General features: G+C 46.7%; 24 protein-coding genes, 1 pseudogene and 3 other annotated features. Of the genes and pseudogenes, 22 read left to right on the top strand and 3 right to left on the bottom strand.

Annotated elements, in window-relative coordinates; all coding sequences use genetic code 11:
- Nucleotides 1-6 precede the first annotated feature (6 nt).
- From coaE to thrS, 9 genes and pseudogenes are all read left to right on the top strand, one after another.
- Nucleotides 7-606 carry a dephospho-CoA kinase gene (gene coaE / locus D1B31_RS10995; RefSeq protein ID WP_118920828.1) on the top strand — a complete coding sequence of 200 codons (600 nt, stop codon included), beginning with the start codon at nucleotides 7-9 and terminating at the stop codon, nucleotides 604-606.
- A 346-nt stretch (nucleotides 607-952) separates the two neighbouring features.
- Nucleotides 953-1,984 carry a glyceraldehyde-3-phosphate dehydrogenase gene (locus D1B31_RS10985; RefSeq protein WP_118920826.1) on the top strand — a complete coding sequence of 344 codons (1,032 nt, stop codon included), beginning with the start codon at nucleotides 953-955 and terminating at the stop codon, nucleotides 1,982-1,984.
- A 268-nt stretch (nucleotides 1,985-2,252) separates the two neighbouring features.
- On the top strand, nucleotides 2,253-2,627 hold the full coding sequence (gene speD / locus D1B31_RS10980) for an adenosylmethionine decarboxylase (RefSeq protein WP_118920825.1): 375 nt from the start codon (nucleotides 2,253-2,255) through the stop codon (nucleotides 2,625-2,627).
- A gap of 133 nt (nucleotides 2,628-2,760) precedes the next feature.
- On the top strand, nucleotides 2,761-3,156 hold the full coding sequence (locus tag D1B31_RS10975) for a hypothetical protein (protein ID WP_118920824.1): 396 nt from the start codon (nucleotides 2,761-2,763) through the stop codon (nucleotides 3,154-3,156).
- A gap of 108 nt (nucleotides 3,157-3,264) precedes the next feature.
- Nucleotides 3,265-3,726, top strand: a pseudogene (gene nrdR / locus D1B31_RS10970) (transcriptional regulator NrdR).
- 155 nt (nucleotides 3,727-3,881) lie between these two features.
- Nucleotides 3,882-5,276: a replication initiation and membrane attachment family protein gene (locus tag D1B31_RS10965; RefSeq protein WP_118920823.1), complete on the top strand. Its 1,395-nt coding sequence runs from the start codon at nucleotides 3,882-3,884 to the stop codon at nucleotides 5,274-5,276.
- Nucleotides 5,277-5,292: 16 nt separating this feature from the next.
- Nucleotides 5,293-6,228 carry a primosomal protein DnaI gene (gene dnaI / locus D1B31_RS10960; protein ID WP_118920822.1) on the top strand — a complete coding sequence of 312 codons (936 nt, stop codon included), beginning with the start codon at nucleotides 5,293-5,295 and terminating at the stop codon, nucleotides 6,226-6,228.
- A 147-nt stretch (nucleotides 6,229-6,375) separates the two neighbouring features.
- Entirely contained in the window at nucleotides 6,376-7,218 is an 843-nt protein-coding gene (gene ytxC, locus D1B31_RS10955; protein ID WP_158587521.1) for a sporulation protein YtxC, read from the top strand.
- Nucleotides 7,219-7,287: 69 nt separating this feature from the next.
- Nucleotides 7,288-7,528 (top strand) — a binding site (T-box leader).
- A gap of 297 nt (nucleotides 7,529-7,825) precedes the next feature.
- Nucleotides 7,826-9,754, top strand: a complete 1,929-nt coding sequence (gene thrS, locus D1B31_RS10950) for a threonine--tRNA ligase (RefSeq protein WP_118920960.1) — start codon at nucleotides 7,826-7,828, stop codon at nucleotides 9,752-9,754.
- A 47-nt stretch (nucleotides 9,755-9,801) separates the two neighbouring features.
- On the opposite strand, the gene D1B31_RS10945 is transcribed toward thrS, so the two are convergent.
- A complete protein-coding gene (locus D1B31_RS10945) occupies nucleotides 9,802-10,650 on the bottom strand; it encodes a YsnF/AvaK domain-containing protein (protein ID WP_118920820.1) in 849 nt (282 codons plus the stop codon).
- Nucleotides 10,651-10,910: 260 nt separating this feature from the next.
- Nucleotides 10,911-11,045 (top strand) — a sequence feature (ribosomal protein L20 leader region).
- 88 nt (nucleotides 11,046-11,133) lie between these two features.
- Here D1B31_RS10945 and infC point away from each other — a divergent pair.
- The 6 genes from infC to D1B31_RS10910 all read left to right on the top strand — a co-directional run bounded on the left by infC (nucleotide 11,134) and on the right by D1B31_RS10910 (nucleotide 15,204).
- Nucleotides 11,134-11,637 carry a translation initiation factor IF-3 gene (gene infC / locus D1B31_RS10940; protein ID WP_118920819.1) on the top strand — a complete coding sequence of 168 codons (504 nt, stop codon included), beginning with the start codon at nucleotides 11,134-11,136 and terminating at the stop codon, nucleotides 11,635-11,637.
- 16 nt (nucleotides 11,638-11,653) lie between these two features.
- On the top strand, nucleotides 11,654-11,854 hold the full coding sequence (rpmI, locus tag D1B31_RS10935) for a 50S ribosomal protein L35 (RefSeq protein WP_118920818.1): 201 nt from the start codon (nucleotides 11,654-11,656) through the stop codon (nucleotides 11,852-11,854).
- A 30-nt stretch (nucleotides 11,855-11,884) separates the two neighbouring features.
- Nucleotides 11,885-12,244 (top strand): 50S ribosomal protein L20, encoded by a 360-nt coding sequence (gene rplT / locus D1B31_RS10930; RefSeq protein ID WP_118920817.1) that lies wholly within the window; start codon nucleotides 11,885-11,887, stop codon nucleotides 12,242-12,244.
- Nucleotides 12,245-12,760: 516 nt separating this feature from the next.
- The gene (locus tag D1B31_RS10925) at nucleotides 12,761-13,036 is read left to right on the top strand and encodes a DUF1294 domain-containing protein (protein WP_420846090.1); all 276 of its coding nucleotides are present in this window, start codon (nucleotides 12,761-12,763) and stop codon (nucleotides 13,034-13,036) included.
- Nucleotides 13,037-13,558: 522 nt separating this feature from the next.
- The gene (locus D1B31_RS10915) at nucleotides 13,559-14,044 is read left to right on the top strand and encodes a dUTP diphosphatase (RefSeq protein ID WP_118920815.1); all 486 of its coding nucleotides are present in this window, start codon (nucleotides 13,559-13,561) and stop codon (nucleotides 14,042-14,044) included.
- Between the two features lie 74 nt (nucleotides 14,045-14,118).
- The gene (locus tag D1B31_RS10910) at nucleotides 14,119-15,204 is read left to right on the top strand and encodes a M42 family metallopeptidase (protein WP_118920814.1); all 1,086 of its coding nucleotides are present in this window, start codon (nucleotides 14,119-14,121) and stop codon (nucleotides 15,202-15,204) included.
- An 85-nt stretch (nucleotides 15,205-15,289) separates the two neighbouring features.
- On the opposite strand, the gene sspI is transcribed toward D1B31_RS10910, so the two are convergent.
- Nucleotides 15,290-15,499 (bottom strand): small acid-soluble spore protein SspI, encoded by a 210-nt coding sequence (gene sspI, locus D1B31_RS10905; RefSeq protein ID WP_118920813.1) that lies wholly within the window; start codon nucleotides 15,497-15,499, stop codon nucleotides 15,290-15,292.
- Nucleotides 15,500-15,617: 118 nt separating this feature from the next.
- On the opposite strand from sspI, the gene D1B31_RS10900 reads away from it, so the two are divergent.
- The 3 genes from D1B31_RS10900 (at nucleotide 15,618) to pheT (ending at nucleotide 20,274) form a co-directional block, all read left to right on the top strand.
- Nucleotides 15,618-16,382 (top strand): TrmH family RNA methyltransferase, encoded by a 765-nt coding sequence (locus D1B31_RS10900; protein ID WP_118920812.1) that lies wholly within the window; start codon nucleotides 15,618-15,620, stop codon nucleotides 16,380-16,382.
- A 65-nt stretch (nucleotides 16,383-16,447) separates the two neighbouring features.
- Nucleotides 16,448-16,695, top strand: a binding site (T-box leader).
- Nucleotides 16,696-16,793: 98 nt separating this feature from the next.
- The gene (gene pheS, locus D1B31_RS10895; protein WP_118920811.1) at nucleotides 16,794-17,831 is read left to right on the top strand and encodes a phenylalanine--tRNA ligase subunit alpha; all 1,038 of its coding nucleotides are present in this window, start codon (nucleotides 16,794-16,796) and stop codon (nucleotides 17,829-17,831) included.
- 31 nt (nucleotides 17,832-17,862) lie between these two features.
- Entirely contained in the window at nucleotides 17,863-20,274 is a 2,412-nt protein-coding gene (gene pheT / locus D1B31_RS10890; RefSeq protein WP_118920810.1) for a phenylalanine--tRNA ligase subunit beta, read from the top strand.
- A gap of 91 nt (nucleotides 20,275-20,365) precedes the next feature.
- Here pheT and rnhC read toward each other — a convergent pair whose 3' ends face one another.
- On the bottom strand, nucleotides 20,366-21,319 hold the full coding sequence (gene rnhC / locus D1B31_RS10885; protein ID WP_118920809.1) for a ribonuclease HIII: 954 nt from the start codon (nucleotides 21,317-21,319) through the stop codon (nucleotides 20,366-20,368).
- 317 nt (nucleotides 21,320-21,636) lie between these two features.
- Here rnhC and zapA point away from each other — a divergent pair, with 317 nt between their 5' ends.
- From zapA to D1B31_RS10865, 4 genes are all read left to right on the top strand, one after another.
- Nucleotides 21,637-21,891, top strand: coding sequence for a cell division protein ZapA (gene zapA / locus D1B31_RS10880; protein WP_118920808.1), 255 nt, complete (start codon nucleotides 21,637-21,639; stop codon nucleotides 21,889-21,891).
- Nucleotides 21,892-21,903: 12 nt separating this feature from the next.
- On the top strand, nucleotides 21,904-22,446 hold the full coding sequence (locus D1B31_RS10875) for a CvpA family protein (protein ID WP_118920807.1): 543 nt from the start codon (nucleotides 21,904-21,906) through the stop codon (nucleotides 22,444-22,446).
- A 99-nt stretch (nucleotides 22,447-22,545) separates the two neighbouring features.
- The gene (gene polX / locus D1B31_RS10870) at nucleotides 22,546-24,258 is read left to right on the top strand and encodes a DNA polymerase/3'-5' exonuclease PolX (protein ID WP_118920806.1); all 1,713 of its coding nucleotides are present in this window, start codon (nucleotides 22,546-22,548) and stop codon (nucleotides 24,256-24,258) included.
- A gap of 33 nt (nucleotides 24,259-24,291) precedes the next feature.
- Nucleotides 24,292-26,646 carry an endonuclease MutS2 gene (locus tag D1B31_RS10865; protein ID WP_118920805.1) on the top strand — a complete coding sequence of 785 codons (2,355 nt, stop codon included), beginning with the start codon at nucleotides 24,292-24,294 and terminating at the stop codon, nucleotides 26,644-26,646.
- The last annotated feature ends 18 nt before the right edge of the window (nucleotides 26,647-26,664 follow it).

Here is a 26,664-nt window from a genome sequence, read left to right as displayed (position 1 = left end):
AAAAACATGGCACTCATAGTTGGATTAACAGGCGGAATCGCAAGCGGTAAAAGCACTGTTTCGAATATGTGCAAAGAAATGGGCATACCGGTCATTGACGCGGATACGGAGGCGAAGCTTGCTGTCGAGCCCGGGGAACGGGCATATGAGGAAATAGTGGCTGCATTCGGTAAGGGGGTTCTTTTGCCAGATGGGGAAATTGACAGGCGCGCGCTTGGAGAGATTGTTTTTAATGAGGAAGCCAAGAGGCTTGTATTGAATTCGATTGTCCATCCGGAAGTAAGGCGGCGAATGGCCGAAAAGCAAAGAGCGGCAGTGGAGACTGGGGCTCGCATAGTCATCCTCGATATTCCGCTGCTATTTGAATCCAATCTTGTCCATTTAGTAGATAAAATTCTCGTTATTTCCGTTGACAGGGACACCCAGCTTAAAAGGCTGATGGCGAGGAATGATTTTTCAAAAGAAGAGGCGGAGGCGAGAATTAGTTCGCAAATGCCTTTAGTCAAAAAAGCCCAACTCGCAGATGCCGTAATCAACAATAACGGTCCTGTGGAAGATACCAAGAGGCAATTGGTTACTATTTTGCATAAGTGGGGCATGGAATAGTGAATTTTAACCAGAAAAGGGCATCCAGCTATGGAGCCTTTTTTTGTTGTACATATATTTTGAAATACGCGGTGTTGGGACAGCCGGACGGTAATTTCTTCGTTAGCAGTCCGAAGATGGTCGATGTTGGGACAGCTGGCCGTCAAATTCCCTGTTTGCTGGCCCAAGAACAGAGAGTACCTGTAGCTAAAAACAGTTAATTTCAAGAGCAAGCGACAACGCAAATGACAAACGAGAAAAGTTGCAAAAATCGAGATATTAATCCTCACAATTCTTGTTAATTATGTTATACTAATCGTGTGAAAGGGCATTCAAAAGTATAACACAGTGTGGAAGGAGCCGTAATATGAAGGCGAGAGTCGCAATTAATGGGTTTGGAAGAATAGGAAGGATGGTTTTTAGAAAAGCCATTGCTGAAGAAAATATTGAAGTGGTAGCGGTTAATGCCAGCTATCCTGCCGAAACGCTGGCGCATATGATCAAGTACGATACGATCCATGGACCGTTCCAGGGAGAAGTAATCCCCCTTGATGACGAATTGATTGTCAATGGGAAGCGGATAAAGCTATTAAGCAACCGGAATCCTGAACAGTTGCCATGGAAGGAACTTAATATTGATATTGCAATTGAAGCAACCGGGAAATTCAATACCCGCGACAAGGCTGCCTTGCATTTGGATGCTGGGGCCAAGAAGGTTATCATTACGGCTCCGGGGAAAGATGAAGACATTACAATTGTCATGGGCGTAAATGAAAGCGCATTAAATATTGAAAAACATCACGTCATCTCTAATGCATCCTGTACGACAAACTGCCTCGCTCCAGTTGCAAAATTGCTCGATGATAAATTTGGAATTGAGAACGGGCTGATGACAACAGTCCATGCCTATACAAATGATCAAAAAAACATTGATAATCCTCACCAAGATTTGAGGCGGGCGAGGGCATGCGGGCAGTCGATCATTCCGACGAGCACAGGAGCTGCGAAAGCTCTTTCACTCGTACTGCCGCAATTGAAGGGAAAACTGCATGGTATGTCATTAAGGGTGCCGACTCCGAACGTATCCCTTGTCGACCTTGTTGTTGACTTGAAAATGGATGTGACGGTAGAGGAAATCAATTCGCTGTTCATCGAAGCCTCACGCGGGGAAATGAAGGGGATTGTCGATTATACCGATGAACCGCTTGTCTCCGTCGATTTTAATACAAACTCCCATTCTGCAATTATCGACGGTTTGTCGACGATGGTGATGGGGAAAAGGAAAGTCAAAGTCCTCGCCTGGTATGACAATGAGTGGGGCTACTCATCAAGAGTTGTTGAACTGGCCATCCATGTGGCGAATCAAATCGAATCCATCAACCGTATAAAAGTAGGGTGACGAAAAAACTGCCGCATGGCAGTTTTTTTATGCATATCATCCTCTTTTCACGTATTGTTCACAACGATGAAGATTTTCATTTGATAGGTTGCAAATAACATATAAACATCGTATACTAGTCATCGTGAACTTCTTGAAATTAGGGTGCAAATAGTTACTTAAAGGGTTAGGACCTCTTTGGACTAACTTTCCCCCGTGGTAATTGCTGCATACCGTCAATTCATGGTTTCAGGAATGAAACAAAAAAGTTAGAGGGGGATAATTTAATATGGAAACAATGGGACGTCACGTAATCTCCGAATTGTGGGGATGCGACTTTGAAAAGCTGAATGACATCGAATTTATTGAAAGAACGTTTGTAGACGCTGCTTTAAAATCTGGAGCTGAAATCCGCGAAGTGGCATTTCACAAATTTGCTCCCCAGGGAGTCAGTGGAGTTGTCATTATTTCTGAATCCCATTTGACCATCCATAGCTTTCCTGAACACGGGTATGCGAGCATTGATGTATACACATGCGGCGACCTGAACCCAAATGTTGCAGCTGATTATATTGCAGAGGCATTGAACGCGCAAACACGCGAGAATATCGAGCTTCCGCGCGGCATGGGGCCCGTTCAGGTAAAACAGGCAAAGGCACTTTAAATGCGAATGAATGAAAACACAGAGGCGGAGTACCGCCTCTTTTTATTTTTGTAAAAAAGTAGTGTAAACTAGGTTTAACAATAATTTTTCTGCTTTTATAAAAGAAAGCAAAAAAACCAATGGGGGAAGTATTTTGCTAAAAAATTTATTTAGGCGTTTTAGTAATGTGTGTGAAACGAGCGAAAAACATTCTGATCGTGATTTGAGTACCCATTATTACCGCGCCAATAAGGAAACGTTGTTTACGAGCCTTGAAGAAATCTTGAAAAGCCGTCCAGCGTTTACGGTTGCTGATTCCTCAAAGGAGCGTGGGGAAATCGCCTGTGAAATTGGAAAGCCTTTTCCATGCTTCCTAATAGCAACAATTGTAACAGTAAGGCCTTTTGAAACAGCAGTCGACTTCCATTTATCAACCGAGCGTCCGGCCATTATGGGGAACTATTCCACTTTGAAAAGGGAAATCCTTAAGCTCTACAAGGAACTTGATAAATCTCATACATATATTGGTTCCGGGAAAAACAGCGAATAAACCTTGTTTAAATACACGCTTTTATATAAGATTGAGAGAGATGATAATTCGATTTCACCCCGGTATTAATAGATGAGAATAGTCGGATATAATTGGAGTTGATCTGAGATGAAATGCCCTGCTTGCCAGCATAACGGTACACGTGTCCTCGATTCACGGCCAGTGGACGATGGGCGTTCGACAAGACGCAGGCGTGAGTGCGAAGAATGCGGTTACCGTTTCACAACCTTTGAAAAAGTTGAGGAAATTCCGCTGATTGTAGTGAAAAAAGAGGGAACTAGGGAATAATTCAGCCGTGACAAGATATTGCGCGGGCTGATCAAGGCTTGTGAAAAACGTCCGGTCTCGCTTAGGGAACTCGAAGAAATAACAGGGGATATAGAAAAAGAGTTGCGCAGCCAGGGGACATCCGAGATCAACAGTGAAGTAGTCGGTGAGATGGTCATGGACAGGCTGGCGGTTGTCGATGAAGTGGCCTATGTCAGATTTGCTTCTGTTTACCGGCAATTTAAGGATATTAATGTTTTTATAGAAGAATTAAAAGAATTAATTAAGAAAGAACAGGCTTAAGAGAAGCTTCCGTTACATAGGTCAGGCCGGCAGGCATTCGCTGAATATGGCGGATGCCTCGTTTTTCTGCAAAACAGCGCTCCTGAGGCTGACCCGCTCTTAAGTGCTGCCTGATAACTACAGGACAGCTTTACATTTTGAAAGGGGGGAAGGAATTGGCTCAGCACTGGCAGGAGCTCATTCCCGTTGATCGGTACATTGTCGCATCGAACGGGCTGCTCCATGACTACGATAGAAAGATCCTTTCTTTTCTTTATCAGCCCCTGATTGGGCCTGGTTGCTTTAGTGTATATATGACCCTTTGGAGCGAGCTTGAGGAAAATCGGTTATGGTCCGAGGCTTCTTCCCATCATTTTCTAATGAACAGCTGCGGAATGAATTTAAAAGAAATATACGAAGCGAGGCTCAAATTAGAGGGGATTGGCCTGTTAAAAACATTTGTGAAAAATGAAGATGATATCCGCTCGTTTATATACGAACTCCAGCCTCCGCTCAGTCCTGAACAGTTCTTTCTTGATGGAATGCTAAATGTGTATTTATACAGGAAGATTGGCAAAAACCATTTTATGAGATTAAAACGGTTTTTCTGTGACAGAAAGATGCCTTCAGGAGAAGAATATGAGGAAGTCACAAAAGGGTTTCAGGATATTTATGTATCGGCAACACCCGAAACTCTCCAATATATGCAGGAGCATGCCACCGAACTTGAAGCTGAAGAAGGCCAGCAGTTTATCGGAAGGACAGAAGCTGATGTGGTTCAGCTGCCCCACGAGTCGTTCGACTTTCAATTACTCGTCGCCGGGCTAAGTGACTCCCTTTTGCCCAAAAAAGCACTTACTCCAAAGGTAAAGGATGCCATTAGCAACCTCGCATTCCTTTATGGCATTGATGCGCTCCAAATGAAGAACATTGTTCTCAGTGCGGTAAATGAAAAGGATGAAATCGATATAGAAGAACTCCGCAAGGCTGCGAGGGACTGGTACCAGTTTGTCCACTATGACAAGCTGCCTAGCCTAATTGAACGCGTGCAGCCGCCGGCCAAGAGAGAGCAGCTGGAAGAACCGAAAACTCAGGATGAAAAATTAGCCAGATATTTTGAGACAGCTTCTCCGCTGGAAGTTCTTAAGAATTTGTCTGGAGGAGCCGAGCCTGCAAGTTCCGACTTGCAACTAATTGAAGATATCATGTTCAAGCAAAAGCTTTTACCGGGTGTTGTCAATGTTCTAATCTGGCTTGCAATGGAAAAAACGGATATGAAAATGACAAAGGGCTATGTTGAAAAGATCGCCGGGCAGTGGGCTAGAAAACAAATTAAAACGGTTAGAGAGGCAATGGCCCTTTCGCGGCAGGAGCATGAAAAATCGCGTGAAGCTGCAAAAGGACAGACGGGTAAAAGACAGTCAAAAAAGAAAGCGGTCCGGACTGAAATGCTTCCTGACTGGTTTGATAAGGATCAAGCTGCTGGTAAGAATGAAAAAACAGAAAACGAGGCTGAAATTGAGGCCAGGAAAAAAGAAGTGGAAGAAATGCTGAAAGCGTTCCGTGAATAGAAAGGAGGGGCCACGAATGGAAAGGATAAACCAAACATTGAAACGGCTTGCTTCAAATGAAAATTTTACAAAGCGTTATGCTCAAATGAAGGAAGAAATTATGGCCAACAGGGATGTACAGGACTTTATTACGCGAAACAGCAACGCCGTTGATGCTGGCATGATTGAACGAAGCCTCATCAAGCTTTATGAATATACGAACCAAAGCAAACACTGCCAGGAGTGTGAGAGCCTCGAGAAATGCATCAATATTATGCAGGGGTATCATCCTGAATTGGTGCTCCAACGAAATTCAATAGACGTCCAATATGAACGGTGCCCGCGGAAGGTCATGGCGGATGAGAAACGCAAGAATGAAAAACTAATCAGGAGCTTGCATGTCCCTAGGGATATACTCAATGCTTCTTTTGGGACCCTTGACATAGACGGGCTGCCTGGAAGAATGGAAGCGATGAAAAGGGCTGCCTCATTCGTCATGAATATGGATGGGGACCGAAAGCCGAAAGGACTTTATTTATATGGTGAATTCGGGGTCGGTAAGTCTTATTTGTTGGGAGCAATCGCCAATGAACTCGCTAAAAAGAAAATTTCTTCAATGATTGTGTATGTACCTGAATTATTAAGGGAAATGAAAAATTCCATCGCTGACAACAGCCTTAACGATAAAATTGACGCTCTAAAAAGAGAGCCTGTCCTAATGCTTGACGATATCGGAGCTGAAGCGATGTCTAGTTGGACAAGAGATGAGGTGCTTGGGCCAATCCTCCAATTCAGAATGCTCGAAAACCTTCCAACGTTTTTTTCCTCCAATTTTGACTTTCAAGGGTTGGAGCACCACCTGACCTATAGCCAGCGCGGTGAAGAAGAGAAAGTAAAAGCCCGCAGAATTATGGAGAGAATTCGCTATTTAAGCGAACCCGTCAAACTGGACGGCCCAAACCGAAGAAACTAACAAGAAAAACTGCCGCATTTAGGCAGTTTTTCTTTTGCCCAAAATCCTTGAAATAGGTTATAAGAAGGAATCAAGCCTGTACTTCTAATCAAAGACCGTCCTCCATATATATAACTATACAAACTTGGCTTGCAAGGGGGGATATGGTTGGCGGAAATCATCTTCCAAAAAAACACGGATGCCCTGAAGTTTCTAAGGCACCTGGAAACGCAATTAGAGAAAGCAGTCATTGAAAAAATCATCTTTCTTAAGGAAGAAAAAGAATCGATTAAAATAATATTCAGCTCCCTTTCCGGGGAAGCAACCGATAAAGTCAAGCAGGCATTCTGGAATTTCATCACCGACGTTAAATGGGACGAATGGTTTCGGGAAGTGCTTAGTGACACATATTATTTTCGCGATCCTTCAGAGCAGCAGCAAATCGTTGAAATTATGCAATCAATCATGGAAGGGAACAGGCAGGACCTTGCCGCTTTTCCTGGCCCGCAGGAATTTGAGGCAGCCATCAAAGAGTCCCTTGGGCAAATGCTGAAGCAAACAAAGTCCTTTTCTTTTGATTCCTTCTCTAAATTCAGGCTCCGGGCTCTCTTTGAAAAGTTGGAGGACATTGCTGCTATGTCAATCGATGAGTACAAGCTGGAGCAGGAATATCAAATGTTCATCGAGTCGTTAAGGGCGTTTTTACACGGAAGGCCGGCAAAATTGGCACGCCTGCACGTTTATGCCGGTGATGCCATCACATTTTATGACGAAAAGTTGGTAGAGGTAAAAAGGTCGGAGCTTGCAAAATTGATTGACCGGAAGCTTTTAATCAATCATCCTGTTTACGTGGATTCCTATTCAATAGCCCCGCTATTGTCCATTTCGCCAGCATCGATTCACCTTTATACGAAACACCCCGACGACCCTCTGATCAGGACAATAAAGAATATTTTTGAGGAAAGAGTCAAACTCTATCATACGGAAGCTTTCCCTGTACAATTCTCGTGAAATTAGTACCCGCCCACTTGCTTTTTCTTTTGCAAAATTCTATAATAACGTACATAGCAAAATAGCGAAGAAAAAGTAATGATAAGGACATGGGTATTTCTTTACGGTTTCCAGAGAGGGAAGGAGGGTGAAAACTTCCCAACACGAGAGGAATGCTTACCACCTTTGAACTCCAGCTGTGAAAGTGAAATGAGTAGCAGCTTGGCGGCCACAGCCGTTATCCGTCTAAAGTCATTTTTTCAAACGGGCGCGTCTGCCTGTTTAAATGAAAAATTGGGTGGAACCACGTGTGTAACAGCTCGTCCCTTTTCCAGGGACGGGCTTTTTATTTTTTTACTACGTTGATTGGAGCGGAAGGCGCGTAGACTCCTCGAAAATGCTATCGCATTTTCTTCGTGCGATGATTATTCGCAGAAGCGGGTTTGTCCTGCGGGAGAAAAGGTCAGTGGGAGACCCCACAGGCGCTTGCGCCGAGGAGGCTCCCAGACCGCCCGCGGAAAGCGAAGCGCCTGAAGCGGAAATCAACAGCCTATTTTACAGTGCCAATTATAAAAATCCTGCACACGGCAGTTCTTTTGCCGGAGCTGCAAAAGAAGGAGGAAAAAGGATGTCAGACTTGAAAATTACGTTTCCTGACGGAGCTGTAAAGGAGTTCCCGAAAGGCACGACAACTGAAGATATCGCTCAATCCATCAGCCCAGGCCTAAGAAAGAAAGCCATCGCCGGGAAAATGAATGGAAACATGGTTGACCTGCGCAGGCCAATTGAGGAAGATGCTGCAGTTGAAATTGTTACCCAAGACTCACCCGATGCACTTGAGGTGCTTCGGCACAGCACCGCTCACCTGATGGCACAAGCAGTCAAGCGCCTCTATCCGGAGGCGAAATTCGGTGTCGGACCTGTCATCGAAGGCGGATTCTACTATGATATTGACCTGCCTGAATCGCTGACTCCGGAAGATTTGCCCGTGATTGAAAAGGAAATGGCCAAAATTGTGAATGAAAACCTTGAAATTGTCCGCAGAGAAGTGAGCCGCGACGAAGCGGTCGCATTCTTTAAGGAAATTGGTGATGAATACAAACTTGAACTCATTGAAGCCATTCCTGCCGATGAAACAGTGACGATTTATGACCAAGGCGAGTTCTCCGATCTTTGCCGAGGCGTCCATGTGCCATCGACAGGCAAAATCAAGGAATTCAAGCTGCTAAGCATTGCGGGCGCTTACTGGCGCGGCGACAGCGACAATAAAATGCTCCAACGGATTTATGGAACAGCGTTCTTCAAGAAGGACGAGCTTGCCGAGCATCTGCGCCTCCTGGAAGAAGCGAAGGAACGCGACCACCGGAAAATCGGCAAGGAGCTCGACTTGTTCATGTCAGCGCAAAAAGTCGGCCAGGGGCTTCCAATCTGGCTTCCAAAGGGTGCGACAATCCGACGGATCATTGAACGCTATATTGTCGATAAGGAAACACGCCTTGGCTATGACCACGTCTATACTCCTGTGATGGGAAGTGTTGACCTATACAAAACTTCCGGCCATTGGGACCATTACCATGAAGATATGTTTCCGGTTATGGATATGGACAATGAACAGCTCGTCCTCCGCCCGATGAACTGCCCGCACCATATGATGATTTACAAAAATTCCATCCACAGCTACCGGGAACTGCCAATTCGAATCGCCGAGCTTGGCCTGATGCACCGGTATGAAATGTCCGGAGCCATTTCCGGGCTCCAAAGGGTACGTGGCATGACGCTGAATGACGCACATATTTTTGTCCGTCCAGACCAGATTAAAGAAGAATTCAAGCGTGTTGTTAACCTTGTTCTCGAGGTATATAAAGATTTCGATATTAAAGATTATTCCTTCCGCCTTTCTTACAGGGATCCGGAAAACACTGAAAAGTATTTTGATGACGATGAAATGTGGGAAAAAGCCCAGGCCATGCTGAAAGAGACTATGGATGAGCTCGGGCTGGATTATTTCGAGGCCGAGGGGGAAGCCGCCTTCTATGGCCCTAAGCTTGATGTCCAGGTGAAGACAGCGCTAGGCAAGGATGAAACGCTATCTACTGTCCAGCTTGACTTCCTTTTGCCAGAGCGATTCGACCTCACTTATATCGGTGAAGACGGAAAGCATCATCGCCCGGTCGTCATCCACCGCGGCGTCGTTTCGACGATGGAACGCTTTGTCGCATTCCTGATTGAGGAGTATAAAGGCGCATTCCCAACTTGGCTCGCTCCTGTCCAAGTGCAGGTGATCCCGGTATCGCCAGCAGCACATGATGAATATGCGCGCCGAGTCCAGGAGCAATTGCAGCTGGAGGGCTACCGCGTCGAGCTGGACAACCGTGACGAAAAAATTGGTTATAAAATCCGCGAGGCACAAATGCAGAAGATTCCATATATGCTCGTCGTAGGGGACAAAGAGGTTGAAGATGAAGCCGTGAACGTCCGCAAGTATGGCGAACAGAAATCGCAAACAATGCCATTTGGAGACTTCTTGGAAAAATTAAATGATGAAGTGAAAAAATAAACGAGAAAAAACAGCTGCCGGAAATTTTGGCAGCTGTTTTTTTTCTATTAAAATCTGTCTTTGCGTTGATCATCATCCAGATCGAGCTCACCGTCTGATTCAATATGTGCTTCCTCACGCTTTACGTTTTCAACAACCTTTTCAGTTGATTGGACTTCTTTTTTGCCAATGACAAGCTCCTCGTTGACGACGGGCTTCTTCGTCACTTCCACTTTTTCCTCAACGATTGGCACCCGGATCGTTTCATCGTCTCCGACTCTTCCTGCGTCCGCTCTTGCTCCGTCTACAGGGCGACGGTCAACATAAACCTCTTCACGTGAGACAGGAACATCTATCGTTTCCTGTTCTTCTACTACATCCTTATGAACTTCTACTTCTCCGGTCTGGACACGGTCCTTTTGGATGTCAAGCTGTTCCTCCCGCAGCTCCATTGTCCGCTCGCCATTTGGTTCCAGTGTATCACCGGAAAAGCCTGCGCGATCATCGGTTCCGCGAAAATCAACTGTTTCGTTGAAGCTATATTCTGCAGTATCGGCTGAACCGGCTGTGTTTTCGAACAGAATAATCCGTCCTGATTCCAAATCGCCAGCGTATTCCCTGGCCTCGCTTTCTGTAAGACCAAGCCCGACTAGATTGTCATAATTAGATGTTTCCCCAGTGTGATCAGAGCCTTCAAATGCCGATGCCAAACTTTCAAAGAAGCCTCTGTCTTTTGTTTTGCCTTCAGCAAGTGGCTCTTCTGTTATTCCAGTTAAATTCCCGAGCCTCGACATGGCTCCGCCAGTATTTCCATATACGGATAAATTACTCAAAGTATGGCCTTCATTTTGGTAACGTTCAACTGCTTCAATCAGTTCTTCTTCTGAATGATAGACACCGACGACTCTTTTACCCAAATCAATCCGCCTCCTGAAATCATTTTTATCGTCCTAAAAGTTGGACGTATGAAGGGTTTTCCCGTTATGGGACTGGAAGAAACCCATAATCGCTGGAAGGTTGGACAATTATTTGGAAAAACCATTCCACTTTTTTTGCAAAAAAGGCAGTTGCAATAAATCTTGCATTCTGATAGAATAATTAACGTTGCCGAAAAACAGCATGTTTGACACCACAATGTGCGTTTGGTATGATAAGTGAGTGTAATTGAATACGAAACTTTAGGAAGAAGAAGCACCCGCTTCTCACCTGGTTGACGCGGTCCGCAGTTGACAGGTTTTACGTGAAGGTTTTTTCTTAAAAACCAATTTTTGTGCGTAAGTGTGGGTGTTTGCACCCGCACTTTTTTTATTGCAAAAAACCTGTCCGGCCGGTACAAAGTCAATCGTCCTGGACAACGTATTCGTTATTAAACCTGGAGGTGGCTAACTATTAGCAAAGACATGTTGTTGAACGAAGGCATTCGAGCCCGTGAAGTCCGCTTGATCGACCAGAATGGCGAGCAGCTTGGAATCAAAACGAAATTTGAAGCTTTGGAAATTGCCGGGCGTGTGAATCTTGATGTGGTGCTTGTCGCACCGAATGCAAAACCGCCAGTTGCCCGGATCATGGACTACGGCAAATACAAGTTCGAGCAGCAAAAAAGAGATAAAGAGGCGCGCAAAAATCAAAAAGTCATTACAACAAAAGAAGTTCGCCTCAGCCCAAGCATTGATGAACACGACTTTAACACAAAGCTTCGCAATGCGATTAAATTCCTTGAAAAAGGTGATAAGGTTAAAGCATCGATCCGCTTTAAAGGGCGTGCAATTACCCATAAAGAAATCGGTCAGCGTGTTTTGGACCGTTTTGCCGAAGCGTGCAAGGACGTTGCAACGATTGAGTCCCATCCGAGAATGGATGGCCGGAGCATGTTCCTCGTATTAGCACCTAAAAACGAAAAGTAACAAGGAGGATATCCCAATGCCAAAAATGAAAACTCACCGCGGCGCTGCCAAGCGTTTCAAAAAAACCGGATCTGGTAAATTGAAGCGTGGCCACGCTTATACAAGCCACTTGTTCGCAAACAAGTCCACGAAAGCAAAGCGCAAGCTTCGCAAATCCACACTTGTTTCCAAAGGCGATTTCAGACGTATTCGTCAATTGCTTGACAATCTTAAGTAATCTCGATCGATCCAATAGGAGGGAAATAACATGCCACGTGTAAAAGGCGGTACTGTAACGCGCAAGCGTCGTAAAAAAGTTCTTAAATTAGCAAAAGGTTATTTCGGTTCAAAACATACATTGTACAAAGTTGCCAATCAGCAGGTCATGAAGTCACTGCAATATGCATACCGTGACCGTCGCCAGAAGAAGCGCGACTTCCGTAAGCTTTGGATTACCCGTATCAATGCGGCTGCCCGCATCAACGGTCTTTCCTACAGCCGTTTAATGCACGGCCTGAAGCTTGCTGGTATCGAAGTAAACCGCAAAATGCTTGCAGAGCTTGCAGTAAGCGATGCACAAGCATTCGCAGAACTTGCAAACGCAGCAAAGCAACAGCTTGATAAATAAGAAACAATAAAAAGCCATTTCCTAAAAACGGGAATGGCTTTTCTGCTATTAGATTCCTATTTGTTGATTGAAGCGGAGGGCACTGACTCCGGCGGGATGTAGCGGCAAGGTGGAGACCGCATGAAAAGCGGAAGCGCCTTCGTGACAGGCAAAAAACGCCTGTCACTGCGATGATTATTCTCAGGAGCTTTTCTTAGTGGTCAGGGGCGACAGGCTTAAGACAAGACGGCCAGAAGGCGCAGTTTGCCTTCTTGACGGATTGGCTTAAGACCCCGAGCCCCTAGGCGCTGCAGCTAGAATGACAGGCCCAAGGCGCCGAGGAGGCTCCACAAAGGATGCTCCTGCGCCACAGAGTATTCGAGGAAGCTATCTTCAGCTCGTCTCAAAGCAGCACGAAGCCAATTCATAGATGTTACTCATGAAGTTGGTTCAGGTCGTTGCTTCGCCCCGCGGAAAGCGTGTGCCCGTAGCGGAAATCAACTTGTGTTGTAACCGTCTTGGAATGGAGGAGCGGGAGTGGAATTAATTATATATACATATTTGGCGCTGATGAATATCATCGCATTCACAATGATGGGCATTGATAAAGAACGGGCCAAGAAGCACGCTTACCGAATCAGGGAAAGCTCCCTGTGGCTGTCGGCCCTCTTAGGGGGAGCGTTAGGGGCCGTGGCGGGCATGAAGTTTTTCCGTCATAAAACGAAACACGCAGCCTTCAAAGTTGGGATGCCGCTGCTGGCATTCATCGAGATCGGTCTGCTAATGTATTGGATGAGTGGTTTTTTTCAATAGAGTAAATCTGTTGCCTTAGCAAATCCTTCACGGTAGCGGTCCATTCAATGGATGCCTTTGGATAGGATTTCAGCAGCTCATTTTGGATAAAAAGAAAGTCACTTTGCGACAACGTTTCAAGCTTTGCCATATCCCTGGGCCAAATCGATATGGAAATAACGGCGAAAGACTCCTCAGTAATACCCAAATACTTTTCACCTTCAAATACGGCCCCTTTGTATGTCAGAAGAAAATTCTTTCTTGGGTTCTTGATATCATCAAGCAGGAGAAAGTGGCCGTGGTTTCTGGCCGCCTCGAGTTTCCGGGGGGCGCTTATATAATATTTAACTCCCTTATACAGAATTATTCCAGTTAAAATTAACCCAAAGAGACGCAATAACTCGATCAAGATAACGACCTCCAGCGACCGGCTCCATTATTGCCGAATGATGATTCAGCCAATAGGGGCGCACAAGCCCCGGGCTTATCTCTTATATACGGATAGAAACGTAAATAGTTTCAATTTTTAACAGGAGGAACAAGATGAACATTAAAAAACTAATGGAAATGCAAACAGCACTTGATCGCCACATTGAGAGAAAGCATGGCCTTGAGGCCGAAGACCTTTTTGATAAAAAAATACTTGCATTGCTCGTTGAGGCCGGTGAATTAGCCAACGAAACGCGCTCCTTTAAATTCTGGAGCAAAAAGCCTTCATCAGAAAGGGAGATAATCTTGGAAGAATTCGTAGATGGCATTCATTTTATCCTGTCCCTTGGGATTGAATGCGGATTTTATCCCCGGGCGGAAATAATATCGGGAGCCGAACCAACTGTAACGAATCAGTTTCTTACGGTTTTCAACTCGATTTCATCCTTCCAAAAGAGCCGGTCGGAAGCCGACTTCCATGCGATGTTCCATTCCTATCTCCAGCTCGGAAACATGCTTGGGTTTACAGAGGTGGATATAGAAGAGGCATACTTCAAGAAAAATGAAGTAAATTATGAGAGGCAGCAGACAGGTTATTAGCAGAATATTTTTACAAATGCCCCAACCTTTTGTATAATGGACAGCGGGCAAATACTAAAAAAGGGGTCTTTCAAATGGCACAACTTGATGAAACATTGCAAATGCTAAAAGCTTTGACAGATGCAAAAGGCATTCCCGGAAATGAGCGGGAAGTCCGCGAAGTGATGAAAGAGTACATAGAACCATACGCCGAAGAGGTTACGACAGACGGCCTTGGCAGCCTGATTGCCAAGAAAACCGGGAAGGAAGGCGGCCCGAAAATCATGGTTGCCGGCCATCTTGATGAAGTAGGCTTCATGGTCACCCAAATTGATGAAAAAGGATTTCTCCGCTTCCAGCCGGTTGGCGGATGGTGGAACCAGGTTATGCTGGCCCAGCGCGTGACTGTCGTAACAAAGAAAGGCGAAGTGACCGGGGTAATCGGATCCAAGCCTCCGCACATCCTGACTGCCGAAGCGAGGAAGAAGCCGGTCGAAATCAAAGATATGTTCATTGATATCGGTGCAACGAGCAGGGATGAAGCGAAGGAATGGGGAGTCCGTCCCGGCGATATGATCGTTCCATATTTTGAATTTACTGTTATGAAGAATGAAAAAATGCTGCTTGCAAAAGCATGGGACAACCGGATCGGCTGCGCCATCGCCATTGATGTCCTAAGACAGCTGAAAGATGTTGAACATCCAAACGTCGTATACGGCGTCGGCACGATCCAGGAAGAGGTTGGCCTGCGCGGGGCACGAACTGCGGCAGCTAAAATCCAGCCTGACATCGGCTTCGGTGTGGACGTTGGCATTGCGGGTGATACTCCTGGAGTGACCGAGAAGGAAGCGCTTGGCAAAATGGGCGACGGTCCGCAAATCATCCTTTATGATGCCTCCATGGTTTCCCATAAAGGGCTGCGCGATTTCATCACCGATACAGCGGATGAATTGAACATCCCTTATCAGTTTGATACCGTTCCTGGCGGAGGAACCGATGCAGGAGCCATTCACTTGTCCCATAATGGGGTTCCAGCCCTGGCCATCACAATTGCAACCCGCTATATCCACTCACATGCCGCGATGCTTCACCGCGACGACTATGAGAATACAGTAAAGTTGATTGTCGAAGTGATCAAGCGCCTTGATGCGGAAACAGTTAAAAAGATTAAATTAAGTTAATAGGAAAGCTCCTCGCATTTATACCTGCGGGGAGCTTTTTGCCATGTATAGAAGTGGGGTGAAGTCCCCACTCATGCAGATAGACCTATTTTTTTAGTGCGCCTTCGAGGGCCTCAAGCATTTCGGTTTTCTCTTGTTCGGAAGAGTTGTTCCAAATAATTTCAAATAAAACCCCTAGCCCCGGCAGCATTTTTTCCTCGCCTGTCTGGATCGCATCGACAATCGTATCTTCCAGTTCCTCGCGTGTATTTCCAGTAATATTATGGATAACCGCCGCACGCAAATTCAAGTCCATGATTCTTCCTCCTTTTCTATAGTTCATTCAGTACTATCTTTTTCTGTTCTTCGTTTTAATATGTACAACTCTTAAGCTATAATAGAAAAATCAGAGAATCAGGAAAGGGGAGACTGCAGTGAAGCATATTCAATCAGCGCAGAACCCTCAGGTGAAGCAATGGAAAAAGCTTGCAATGAAAAAGGAACGGGAGCGGACTGGCCTATTTATGGCGGAAGGCTTCCATTTAGTCGAAGAGGCGCTAAAAAGTCCGGGAGTGGTAACGGAAATGATTGTTGCTGATGGAACGGATATCCCGCCTCATCTTCATAATCGAGGTATTCCGGTTACGACCGTGGCGAAGGATATTTTTACAGGGATGTCGGAAACGGAAACTCCGCAGGGAATTATGGCCGTCTGCCGGCAAATGAAAGATGAACAAACGTTGGCATCAGCGGAAACTTTTCTGCTGCTGGATGCCGTACAGGATCCGGGTAATCTTGGAACGATGATCAGGACGGCGGATGCAGCCGGAATCGACGCAGTAATTGCCGGGACGGGCAGCGTCGATATATACAACCCGAAAGTACTTCGTTCAGCGCAGGGCAGCCATTTTCATCTTCCCGTTATTTCGGGAAATCTTGAAGAATGGATTCCAAGGTTGATCGAAAAGGAAATCCCTGTTTATGGAACAGCACTAGAAGGAGCAAAGGATTACAGGGACGCCGTGCCTGCCAGCAAGTTCGCTCTTTTAGTCGGGAATGAAGGCAGCGGGGTTGCAAAGGAGCTTTTGGCAAAAACGTCCGTAAACCTGTATGTGCCGATTTACGGGAAAAGCGAATCGCTCAATGTTGCGGTTGCAGCAGGGGTGCTGTTATATTATTTGCGATCAACCCACGAATAAAAATTGCTTTTGAAAGTTTGAAACCCCAGGAAAAATACGCTATAATAGCAACTACATTCATACGAAGAAAAACAATGACGGAGAAAAGTACCTTGCCAGAAGCCTTCTTAGGGAGAAAGTGCCCCGGACTGAAAGCACTTTTAAGGCGGAAGCATGCGGAAGTTCACCTCCCGAGTTGGCACCGGGACCATTCGCGAACACACGAATGTAAAGGTGCACCGGCAGAAGCCGTTATCTCAATGAAGCGAACACGGATGGCGAGTCCAACCGTGTTTACAAGGGTGGTACCGCGAACGCAAGCCTCGTCCCTTATTTGGGATGGGGCTTTTTTGTGTGGAAAAAGAGTGCTTTTGCGAGTCCAGACAGGTGGAACGGGATACGATCCCGGAACTTTAAAAGGAGGATAAATCCATGCAGGAAAGATTGACCGAATTGCAAAAAGAAGCCCTTGAAAAAGTGGGCCAGGCGTCAAGCCTGAAAGAATTGAATGACGTACGCGTCGCTTATCTTGGAAAAAAAGGGCCAATCACAGAGGTGTTGCGCGGAATGGGCAAGCTGTCCGCCGAGGAACGCCCAAAGATGGGTGCGCTTGTCAATGAAGTGCGCCAGGCGATTGAAGCGGAAATTTCCGTGAAGCAAACAGAGCTTGAAGAAGCGGCCGTCAATGAGCGCCTTGCTTCCGAAACAATTGATGTCACGCTCCCGGGAAGGCCGATTAAAGCTGGCAGCCATCATCCTTTAACGAAAATTATTGAAGAAATTGAAGACCTGTTTATCGGGATGGGCTATCAAATTGCTGAAGGGCCTGAGGTTGAAAAAGATTATTATAACTTTGAAGCACTTAATTTGCCAAAAGGCCATCCGGCCCGTGACATGCAGGATTCTTTCTATATAACAGAAGAAACTTTGCTGCGTACCCATACCTCTCCTGTCCAGGCAAGAACAATGGAAAAACAGGGCGGCAAGGGGCCAATCCGGATTATTTGCCCTGGCAAGGTTTATCGACGTGATAATGACGATGCAACTCATTCCCATCAATTCATGCAAATTGAAGGCCTTGTAGTTGGAGAAAACATTCGGATGAGCGACCTGAAGGGGACACTCAATGAATTTGCGAAGAAAATGTTCGGCGAAGACCGTGAAATAAGGCTGCGCCCAAGCTTCTTCCCATTTACGGAACCGTCTGTTGAAATGGACATCTCCTGCAAAATCTGTGGCGGACAGGGCTGCAGCGTCTGTAAAGGAACCGGTTGGATTGAAATTCTTGGAGCAGGCATGGTCCATCCGAATGTGCTTGAAATGGCTGGCTATGATTCCAAAAAGGTTACCGGTTTTGCTTTCGGAATGGGGCCTGAGCGGATCGCGATGCTGAAATACGGAATCGATGATATCCGCCATTTTTATACGAACGATATCCGGTTCTTGAAACAGTTTGCCAGGCAGGAATAGACTTAAATTTTGAAAGTGGGAGGCTTTAAACATGTATGTTTCATATAAATGGCTCCAGGATTATGTCGATTTATCCGGAGTAACGGCGGAAGAGCTTGCCGAGAAGATTACGAAAAGCGGCATTGAGGTTGAAGGCGTCGAGACGCTGAATGAAGGAATCAAAGGGGTTGTCATCGGCCACGTATTAGAGCGCGAACAGCACCCGAATGCCGACAAGCTAAGCAAATGCCTTGTTGATATCGGTGAAGAGGCGCCTGTGCAAATCATTTGCGGCGCCCCAAATGTCGCAAAAGGCCAGAAAGTTGCTGTTGCAAAAACCGGTGCGGTGTTGCCGGGGAATTTCAAAATTAAAAGGGCGAAGCTGCGCGGAGAAGAATCGAACGGTATGATTTGCTCGCTCCAGGAGCTTGGCATGGAAGGGAAAATCGTACCTAAGGAATACGCGGAGGGAATTTTCGTGTTCCCAAACAGCGTAACGCCTGGCGAAGACGCGATTGAAGCGCTGAACAGGGATGATAAAGTCCTTGAACTTGGCCTTACGCCGAACCGGGCAGACTGCCTGAACATGCTTGGTGTTGCGTATGAGGTCGGGGCTATTTTGGGAAGGGAAGTCAAATTCCCTGAAATCAATCTCACTGAATCGAGTGAAAAAGCTTCCAATTATATAAAAGTTTCAGTAGAAGCGAACGAGGATAACCCGCTCTATGCTGCAAAGGTCATCAGAAATGTCAAAATCGGCCCATCGCCGCTATGGATGCAGACACGCCTCATGGCAGCCGGAATTCGTCCGCACAACAATGTGGTTGATATCACGAACTATATTTTGCTTGAATACGGCCAGCCGCTCCATGCGTTCGATTACGAAAAGCTGGGATCGAAGGAAATCCTTGTCCGCCGTGCCAAAGAAGGCGAAACAATTGTCACGCTGGATGATGCAAAAAGAACACTTACTCCTGACCATCTAGTGATTACGAACGGCACAGAGCCGGTAGCGATTGCCGGAGTAATGGGCGGAGCCAATTCCGAGGTGGATGCTGATACAACGATCGTTCTTCTTGAGGCAGCTTATTTTGCGGGAAGCCCAATCCGAAAGGCATCCAAGGACCACGGCTTACGCAGTGAAGCGAGCACGCGGTTTGAAAAGGGCGTCGACCCGAACCGTGTCCGCGAAGCAGGCGAACGCGCAGCAGCCTTGATGGCTGAATATGCCGGCGGTGAAGTGCTTGATGGCACCGTTGAAGTAGATACATTGCAGGTAGAGCCCGCTGTTGTATCAATTACAATGGATAAGCTGAATACGTTTCTTGGCATGAAGCTAACTGTCGAAGAGGTAACTGACATTTTTGCAAGGTTGAAATTCGAGGCAGCTGTTGATGATGAGACCGTTACAGTGACTGTACCGACCCGCCGCGGCGACATCACAATAGAAGAAGATCTGATTGAAGAGATTGCCCGCCTGTATGGATATGACAATATTCCTAAAACATTGCCGGCTGGTGAGCAGCTTGCCGGAAAGCTGACACCTTACCAGGCAAAGCGCCGTTTCGTCCGCCGTTTCCTTGAGGGGGCAGGCCTCTATCAGGCAGTCACGTATTCCTTGACAAGTGCGGAAAAGGTTACCCAGTATGCGCTTGAAAAAACCGAGCCAATCCAGCTTGCAATGCCGATGAGTGAGGAGCGGAGCCAGCTTCGACTAAGCATCATCCCTCATCTTCTTGAAGTTCTAAAGTATAACGGTGCGAGGCAGGCGGACAGCCTGGCTGTTTATGAAACTGGGTCAGTATTCCTTGCAAAAGGCGGCGAACTGCCGGCTGAGGAGGAGCATCTTGCTGCCGCTATGACCGGACTTTGGGTTTCTAATCCATGGCAGGGTGAGAAGAAGCCAGTCGACTTCTACGTCCTGAAAGGAATTCTTGAAGGATTAACGGAAAAACTCGAATTGTCCAATCGGATAGAATATATCCAGGCGCAGATGGACGGCATGCACCCGGGCAGGACGGCCGATATCCTTCTGGACGGCAAACGGATTGGCTTCATCGGCCAAGTTCATCCATCCATGCAAAAGCAACTCGATTTGAAGGACACATACGTGTTTGAATTGAAGCTCAATGAACTGCTAGAAGCTGGCACAGAACCGCTTCATTACGAGCCGATTCCGAGATTCCCATCAATCACAAGGGATATCGCCCTTGTTGCCGATAAGGATATTCCAGCTGGAACGCTGCGCAGCATCATACTGGAAGCCGGCGGTCAGCTGTTGAAAGAAGCATCCGTCTTCGATCTGTATGAAGGAGCGAATATGGAAGAAGGCAAAAAATCTATTGCCTTCTCGCTGAAATATATGGATCCTGAGCGGACACTGACAGACGAGGAAGTCACAAAGGTACACGAAAAAGTACTCGCTGCCCTGAAAGAAAAAGCTGGGGCCGTATTGAGAGCGTAAGGATTTTTGCAAAAAAGAGTTGGACCCGCGTTGGGTCCAACTCTTTTGCGTTTATAAAACTGTACGGTAAATCGCTGTGCGACTGGCAAGCTTAAAAACGGCTTCTCCTCTTATTGACCAGGTTGATCGCTTTTTGCGTATTGGCAAAATGGAGTTTGACGAAATGCGGCAGGACGGACTGCCCTTTTGCCAAGATCAGCTTCGCGGCCGCTTCGTCTACCTTTAAGCCGGCACCTTTTGGAATGGTAAAGCCGGCTTCTTCACTAAGCCTTTCAAAATGGCGGATGAACGCATACCTTGCCAGAATGGAGGCCGCCGCAACGGATAAGTGAAGCCCTTCCGCTTTCGTACTGAAGTGGACATTCTCCCGAATGATTTTCTGCTGTCCCCTTAGGTGATTGAAATAGATGCCCGGCTCGGCGAATTGATCGATCAGGATCGCATCCGGCTTCTCGGGTGCAATTTTGCCAAGAACATGGCTTAGTGCCTGGTTGTGGAGAATTGCTTTCATTTTCCCCTGCGACATTCCTGATTGCTGGAGTTGATTGTATTTCTCATTATGTAAGGTCAGCAGACTATACGGAATGACATCTTTAATATCCTTGGCGATTGCGGTGATTTTTTCATCATTTAAGTCCTTGGAGTCCCGAACGCCAAGTTCTTTTAGAAGCGGCATGTCTTGCGTTCGTACGTAGGCGGCTACTACTGTAATCGGACCGAAAAAGTCGCCGGTTCCAACCTCATCTGACCCTATGACCGACATTTGGGCGAAATTCGCGGGCAGAAGCGATCCAGGAGCGGGTTTGGATGAAGCTTTTTTGGTTTGTGCAACGGCTGTAGCAACACCGTTCCATTGGGCGGCCTCACTTTCCGCGGCAGCTCCCTGGAAAAGCACCTTACCTGATTTATAGGCCGTAATCATGCAGGCGGGTGTTTTTGCGGCAAAAATTCCGCCCGGCGGAACCTTTTCTATTAAAAAGCGCGAATAATGGTCCTTCAGCTTTGCGATTTGTGCTGGTGGCACCGTAATGACTGCATTGCCCAAATTGAGCACTCCTTCTATATGTTATCTGTTTATTTTAGCATATTTTATCATTTGAAAAGAGTTCATCCCGATTCTTCCAGTCAAGTTCAGCCGGCCCTTCGGTCACTAAATAACGGTTTAGCGACCGAACAGCAAAGGCCAGCCGTCCCTTCGGTCACTAAAGGACGGTTTATTGACGGAACAGCAATGTTCAGCCACACCTTCGGTCACTAAAGGCAGTCATAGTGACCGAAGGGTCCATCGCATACTTTCGCTTTTCCAGTATTGCCTGTTCATGTTATGATAGGGAATAGGATTCTTTGAATGGAGGCAACTACGTGTCGAATGTGAATAAAAACCGGACAACAGTCGATATTTATGGCCAGCAATATGTCATAATTGGGCCGGAGAGCTCGAGCCATGTCAGGCTAGTGGCATCGCTTGTTGATGATAAAATGCGGGAAATCAGTTCCAAGAATCCTTCGTTAGATGTGAATAAATTGGCCGTTCTTACCGCAGTAAACGCTGTGAATGATTTTATTAAAATGAGAGACCAGCTGGAAAAGCTGAAATCAGAACTGGAAAAGGAATAGGGGAAAACGAGGATGCTTGACTTAGCACTAATACTTTTATTCGTAATGGGATTTTTTATTGGCCTTAAACGCGGCTTGATTCTCCAGCTGCTTCATCTGACAGGATTCATTATTGCCTACATAGTTGCTTATAAGTACTATGACACTCTGGCACCGAAGCTGAAGCTGTGGGTTCCATACCCATCAATGGGGGATTCCACTTCATTGCTGTTCTTTTCTTCACCGGCCGGACTTGAAGATGCTTTTTACCGGGCATTCGCCTTTGTGGCAATCTTTTTCGTTGTGAAGGTTATCGTCCAGATCATCGGTTCAATGTTTGATTTCATTGCCCATCTTCCAATTCTAAGGACATTGAATGTCTGGGCGGGCGGAATCCTTGGATTTATGGAAGTCTACTTGATTCTGTTATTATTATTGTATATCTCTGCACTGCTTCCAATTGAAGCAATCCAGAAACCGCTTGAAAACTCGATCGTAGCAGAAGCGATTGTCAAACATACGCCAATCATATCAGAGCAGTTGAAGGAATTATGGATCGAATATGTGGCTGCATGAACTTCTCTGACAGCAGAGAAGTTCTTCTTTCTTTAAAGGGGAACTTTTGCCCAATTCAATCGTAGAAATAAAGAATAGTTAAGGCAGGTGCGTTTGATTTTGGAAAAGAATAAAAAAGATGTAATTGCCCTTCTCGAAACGATAGCTGTTTATCTCGAGCTCAAGGGAGAAAACCCGTTTAAGGTATCAGCCTTCCGGAAAGCTGCGTTCGGACTTGAAACAGACAACCGAAGCCTGTCGGGCATCACAGATTTTACTGCGATTCCGGGAATTGGAAAAGGAACGGGCGCAGTGATTGAGGAATATATCCGGGAAGGCCGTTCGACTGTCCTCAAAGAGCTGCAGGAAGAGGTTCCAGCCGGGCTCATTCCGCTTTTGAAGCTGCCGGGTCTGGGCGGCAAGAAGCTTGCAAAGCTCCATGAACTGCTTGGGATAGAAGATATCACAGATCTCGAAGAAGCCTGCCGGATGCGCAAAATTGAAGGGCTGCCAGGATTCGGCAAGAAGTCGCAAGAGAAGATCCTTGCGGCGATCGAAAAAGCCGGAGAGCGTCCGGAGCGGCTTCCGCTTGCTTACATGCTCCCAATTGCGGCAAAACTAGAAGCCCAGTTAACAGAAATGAAAGACATTGAAAAATTTTCACAGGCCGGCAGCATTAGGAGATGGGCGGAAACCGTCAAGGATCTTGACTTTATCATCGCCACCTCCAATCACGAGTCTGTCAGGGAACAGCTCCTCGCTCTTCCGGATATAAAAGATGTGATTGGGGCGGGAGATACAAAAGTATCTGTAACATTTGGCTTTGATTATGATATTTCCGCTGATTTCCGTCTTGTCAGCAGTGCGGAATACGCGACAGCGCTTCACCATTTCACAGGGTCTAAGGACCACAACGTCAAGATGAGGCAGCTGGCAAAAGAACGCGGCGAGAAAATTAGTGAGTATGGGGTCGAATCGGTGGAAGGCATAAAAACGTTTGCGACAGAAGAGGAGTTTTATGCCCATTTCGGCTTGCCGTTCATTCCACCGGAATTACGCGAGGACGGCCGGGAAGTTGAAATCTATTCTCCTGACATGGGGCTTGTCGACTTAAAGGATATTAAATCAGACCTCCATATGCACTCAACATGGAGCGACGGCGCTCATACGATTGAGGAAATGGCGGAAGCCTGCCGGGCAATGGGGTATACTCATATCGCAATTACTGACCATTCCCAGTATTTGAAGGTGGCGAATGGCTTGACGCCGGAAAGGCTGAGGGAGCAAATTGAGGAAATCAGGCGGCTTAACGAAAAATACACTGATTTTACGATCCTTTCCGGAGTTGAAATGGATATTCTTCCTGACGGAACGCTTGATTATGACGATGACCTTTTGAAAGAGCTCGATATTGTCATCGCTTCAATCCATTCCGCTTTTTCACAGCCCCGCGAGAAAATAATGATGAGGCTGAAAACCGCGCTCGAAAATCCGCATGTTGACATTATTGCCCACCCGACCGGAAGACTGATTGGGCGGCGGGATGGATATGATGTGGATATTGACATGCTGATTTATTTGGCAAAAGAAACGAATACCGCGCTCGAATTGAATGCAAACCCGCATCGACTGGATCTTTCGTATGTCCATTTGAAGAAAGCCCAGGAAGCGGGAGTCAAGATTGTCATTAACACGGACGCACATAAAACCACGATGCTAAGCCATATGGCTATAGGCGTCGCAACAGCCAGGAAAGGCTGGGTCAAAAGCAGCTCTGTCTTGAACACGTATGGATTGGACAATTTACTCCAATTTTTGCATCACAGAAGCTGAACAATCATTTAGGCAAAAAGGAGAGAGTTCTCCATGCAGGAAAGAACACTAAAAGTTCTAGAATTTTTTAAAGTAAGAGAGCAGCTCATCGCGCATGCTTCCTCAGCGCTTGGACGCGACAAAATTTCCAAAATGATTCCTTCTTCTGATTTTGCAGAAGTAAAAAGGCTTCAGGAGGAGACCGATGAAGCAGCTACAGCACTTCGTTTAAAAGGGAATGTACCACTGTCCGGCATCCATGATATCCGGGCCCATGTGAAAAGGGCAGTGATTGGCGGGGCGTTAAGCCCGTCTGAGCTCGTCCAGATTGCGAGTACCATTTCAGCAAGCAGGCAAATCAAGCGGTTCATTGAAGGTCTCCATGAGGACAGCAATGTGCCGCATCTGTTTGACTATATTGGCAAAATCACCCCCCTCACAAATCTTGAACAGGCCATTAAAATGGCTATTGATGAAAGCGGGGAAGTACTTGATACGGCGAGCGATACGCTGAGGGCGCTCCGCCAGCAGCTTCGGTCGAATGAATCAAGGGTAAGGGAAAAGCTCGAAAGCATGATTCGGTCGTCAAGCGCGCAGAAAATGCTTTCCGATGCCATTGTTACGATTCGGAACGACAGGTTCGTCATTCCGGTCAAACAAGAATACAGAGGCCATTATGGCGGCATCATCCATGACCAAAGCTCATCCGGGCAAACACTGTTCATCGAGCCCCAATCAATTGTCCAGCTGAATAATCAGGTTCAGGAGATCCGGGTCAAGGAGCAGGTCGAAATTGAACGGATCCTCGCCGAGCTTTCAGCGCAGGCAGCGGAGCACAGCGCGGAACTCTTGGGTATGACCGATGTGCTTGGTGAACTTGACTTTATTTTTGCAAAAGCGCGCTACAGCCGGACGATCAAAGGATCGAAGCCGACGATGAACAATGAGGGAAGAATCGCCCTATATAAAGCGCGCCATCCTTTGATTCCGGCGGACGAAGTGGTTCCGAACGATATTTTGCTTGGAAAGGACTACACAACGATTGTGATTACCGGGCCGAATACAGGCGGGAAGACTGTCACACTTAAAACGGTCGGCCTCTGCACGCTCATGGCCCAATCGGGACTGCAGATTCCGGCATTGGACGGATCTGAGCTGGCGGTCTTTGACGCTGTGTATGCCGATATCGGCGACGAGCAGTCAATTGAACAGAGCTTGAGCACATTCTCTTCCCATATGGTCAATATTGTCGACATCCTTAACAAAGCAGACCACAACAGCTTTATCGTGTTTGACGAGCTTGGTTCTGGGACGGATCCGCAGGAAGGCGCTGCACTCGCGATTTCCATCCTAGACGAGGTATACAGGCGCGGCGCCAGGGTCATTGCAACGACCCACTATCCCGAATTGAAGGCTTATGGCTATAATCGGGATGGCGTCATGAATGCAAGTGTCGAATTCGATATCGAAACGCTAAGCCCGACTTACCGGCTTCTTCTTGGGGTTCCGGGCCGGAGCAATGCATTCGAAATTTCGCGCAGGCTTGGCCTTGATGAGAACATCATCTCCACTGCAAAATCACATGTCAGCGAAGACAGCTCGCAAATCGAAACGATGATATCGAAACTGGAATCGAGCAGGCGCGAGGCGGAAGACGAGCTTGCGGATGCCCATGATTTGCTTAAGCAGGCGGAAAAGCTTCATGCCGATTTGCAAAAGCAAGTCATCGACTTTTACGAACAGCGTGATTCGTTAATGGAAAAAGCAGCCGAAAAGGCGAGCAAGCTTGTTGAAAAGGCAACTGGGGAAGCCGAGGAAATCATCAGTGATCTCCGGAAACTGAGACTCGAAAAGAATGCAGAAGTTAAAGAGCACGAGCTGATCGAGGCAAGGCAGCGGATCGCCGGTGCTGCCCCAACCGTGAAAAAGACTGAAAAGCCGGGAGCGAAAAAGGCTGCGAACCATGTCTTTAAGCCGGGTGACGAGGTCACGGTCCTCACCTTTGGGCAAAAAGGAACACTTCTTGAAAAAACTTCCGATCTAGAATGGCAAGTTCAAATTGGCATTATTAAAATGAAGGTCGCCGAAAAGGACATAGAATATATAAAAGCGCCAAAGCAAAAGGAAGTTAAGCCAATGGCCATCGTCAAGGGGAGGGATACCCATGTCGGCCTAGAGCTTGATTTGCGGGGCGAACGGTATGAAGATGCACTCATGAAGGTGGAAAAATACCTTGATGATGCACTTCTGGCAGGCTATCCGCGTGTGTCCATCATCCACGGCAAGGGGACCGGGGCGCTTAGGCAGGGAGTACAGGAATATTTGCGAAACCACCGATCCGTTAAGAAGATACGCTTTGGGGATGCGGGAGAAGGCGGAACAGGGGTCACAGTCGCTGAATTTAAATAAAGTTGGGGAGCTAAGGGT

Origin of the sequence: Neobacillus notoginsengisoli (assembly GCF_003515685.1) — a bacterium.
Classification (GTDB): Bacteria; Bacillota; Bacilli; order Bacillales; family Cytobacillaceae; genus Bacillus_D; species Bacillus_D notoginsengisoli.
This window is presented reverse-complemented; position numbering and strand designations above follow the sequence as displayed.

Bases quoted from the DNA above. Each gene is read 5' to 3' on its own strand.
- thrS (WP_118920960.1), top strand. From the start codon at position 7,826: ATGTCAGACTTGAAAATTACGTTTCCTGACGGAGCTGTAAAGGAGTTC.
- dnaI (WP_118920822.1), top strand. From the start codon at position 5,293: ATGGAAAGGATAAACCAAACATTGAAACGGCTTGCTTCAAATGAAAAT.
- rplT (WP_118920817.1), top strand. From the start codon at position 11,885: ATGCCACGTGTAAAAGGCGGTACTGTAACGCGCAAGCGTCGTAAAAAA.
- sspI (WP_118920813.1), bottom strand. From the start codon at position 15,499: ATGGACTTGAATTTGCGTGCGGCGGTTATCCATAATATTACTGGAAAT.
- coaE (WP_118920828.1), top strand. From the start codon at position 7: ATGGCACTCATAGTTGGATTAACAGGCGGAATCGCAAGCGGTAAAAGC.
- D1B31_RS10910 (WP_118920814.1), top strand. From the start codon at position 14,119: ATGGCACAACTTGATGAAACATTGCAAATGCTAAAAGCTTTGACAGAT.
- speD (WP_118920825.1), top strand. From the start codon at position 2,253: ATGGAAACAATGGGACGTCACGTAATCTCCGAATTGTGGGGATGCGAC.
- D1B31_RS10865 (WP_118920805.1), top strand. From the start codon at position 24,292: ATGCAGGAAAGAACACTAAAAGTTCTAGAATTTTTTAAAGTAAGAGAG.
- infC (WP_118920819.1), top strand. From the start codon at position 11,134: ATGTTGTTGAACGAAGGCATTCGAGCCCGTGAAGTCCGCTTGATCGAC.
- D1B31_RS10875 (WP_118920807.1), top strand. From the start codon at position 21,904: ATGCTTGACTTAGCACTAATACTTTTATTCGTAATGGGATTTTTTATT.
- D1B31_RS10985 (WP_118920826.1), top strand. From the start codon at position 953: ATGAAGGCGAGAGTCGCAATTAATGGGTTTGGAAGAATAGGAAGGATG.
- pheS (WP_118920811.1), top strand. From the start codon at position 16,794: ATGCAGGAAAGATTGACCGAATTGCAAAAAGAAGCCCTTGAAAAAGTG.
- D1B31_RS10915 (WP_118920815.1), top strand. From the start codon at position 13,559: ATGAACATTAAAAAACTAATGGAAATGCAAACAGCACTTGATCGCCAC.
- rpmI (WP_118920818.1), top strand. From the start codon at position 11,654: ATGCCAAAAATGAAAACTCACCGCGGCGCTGCCAAGCGTTTCAAAAAA.
- pheT (WP_118920810.1), top strand. From the start codon at position 17,863: ATGTATGTTTCATATAAATGGCTCCAGGATTATGTCGATTTATCCGGA.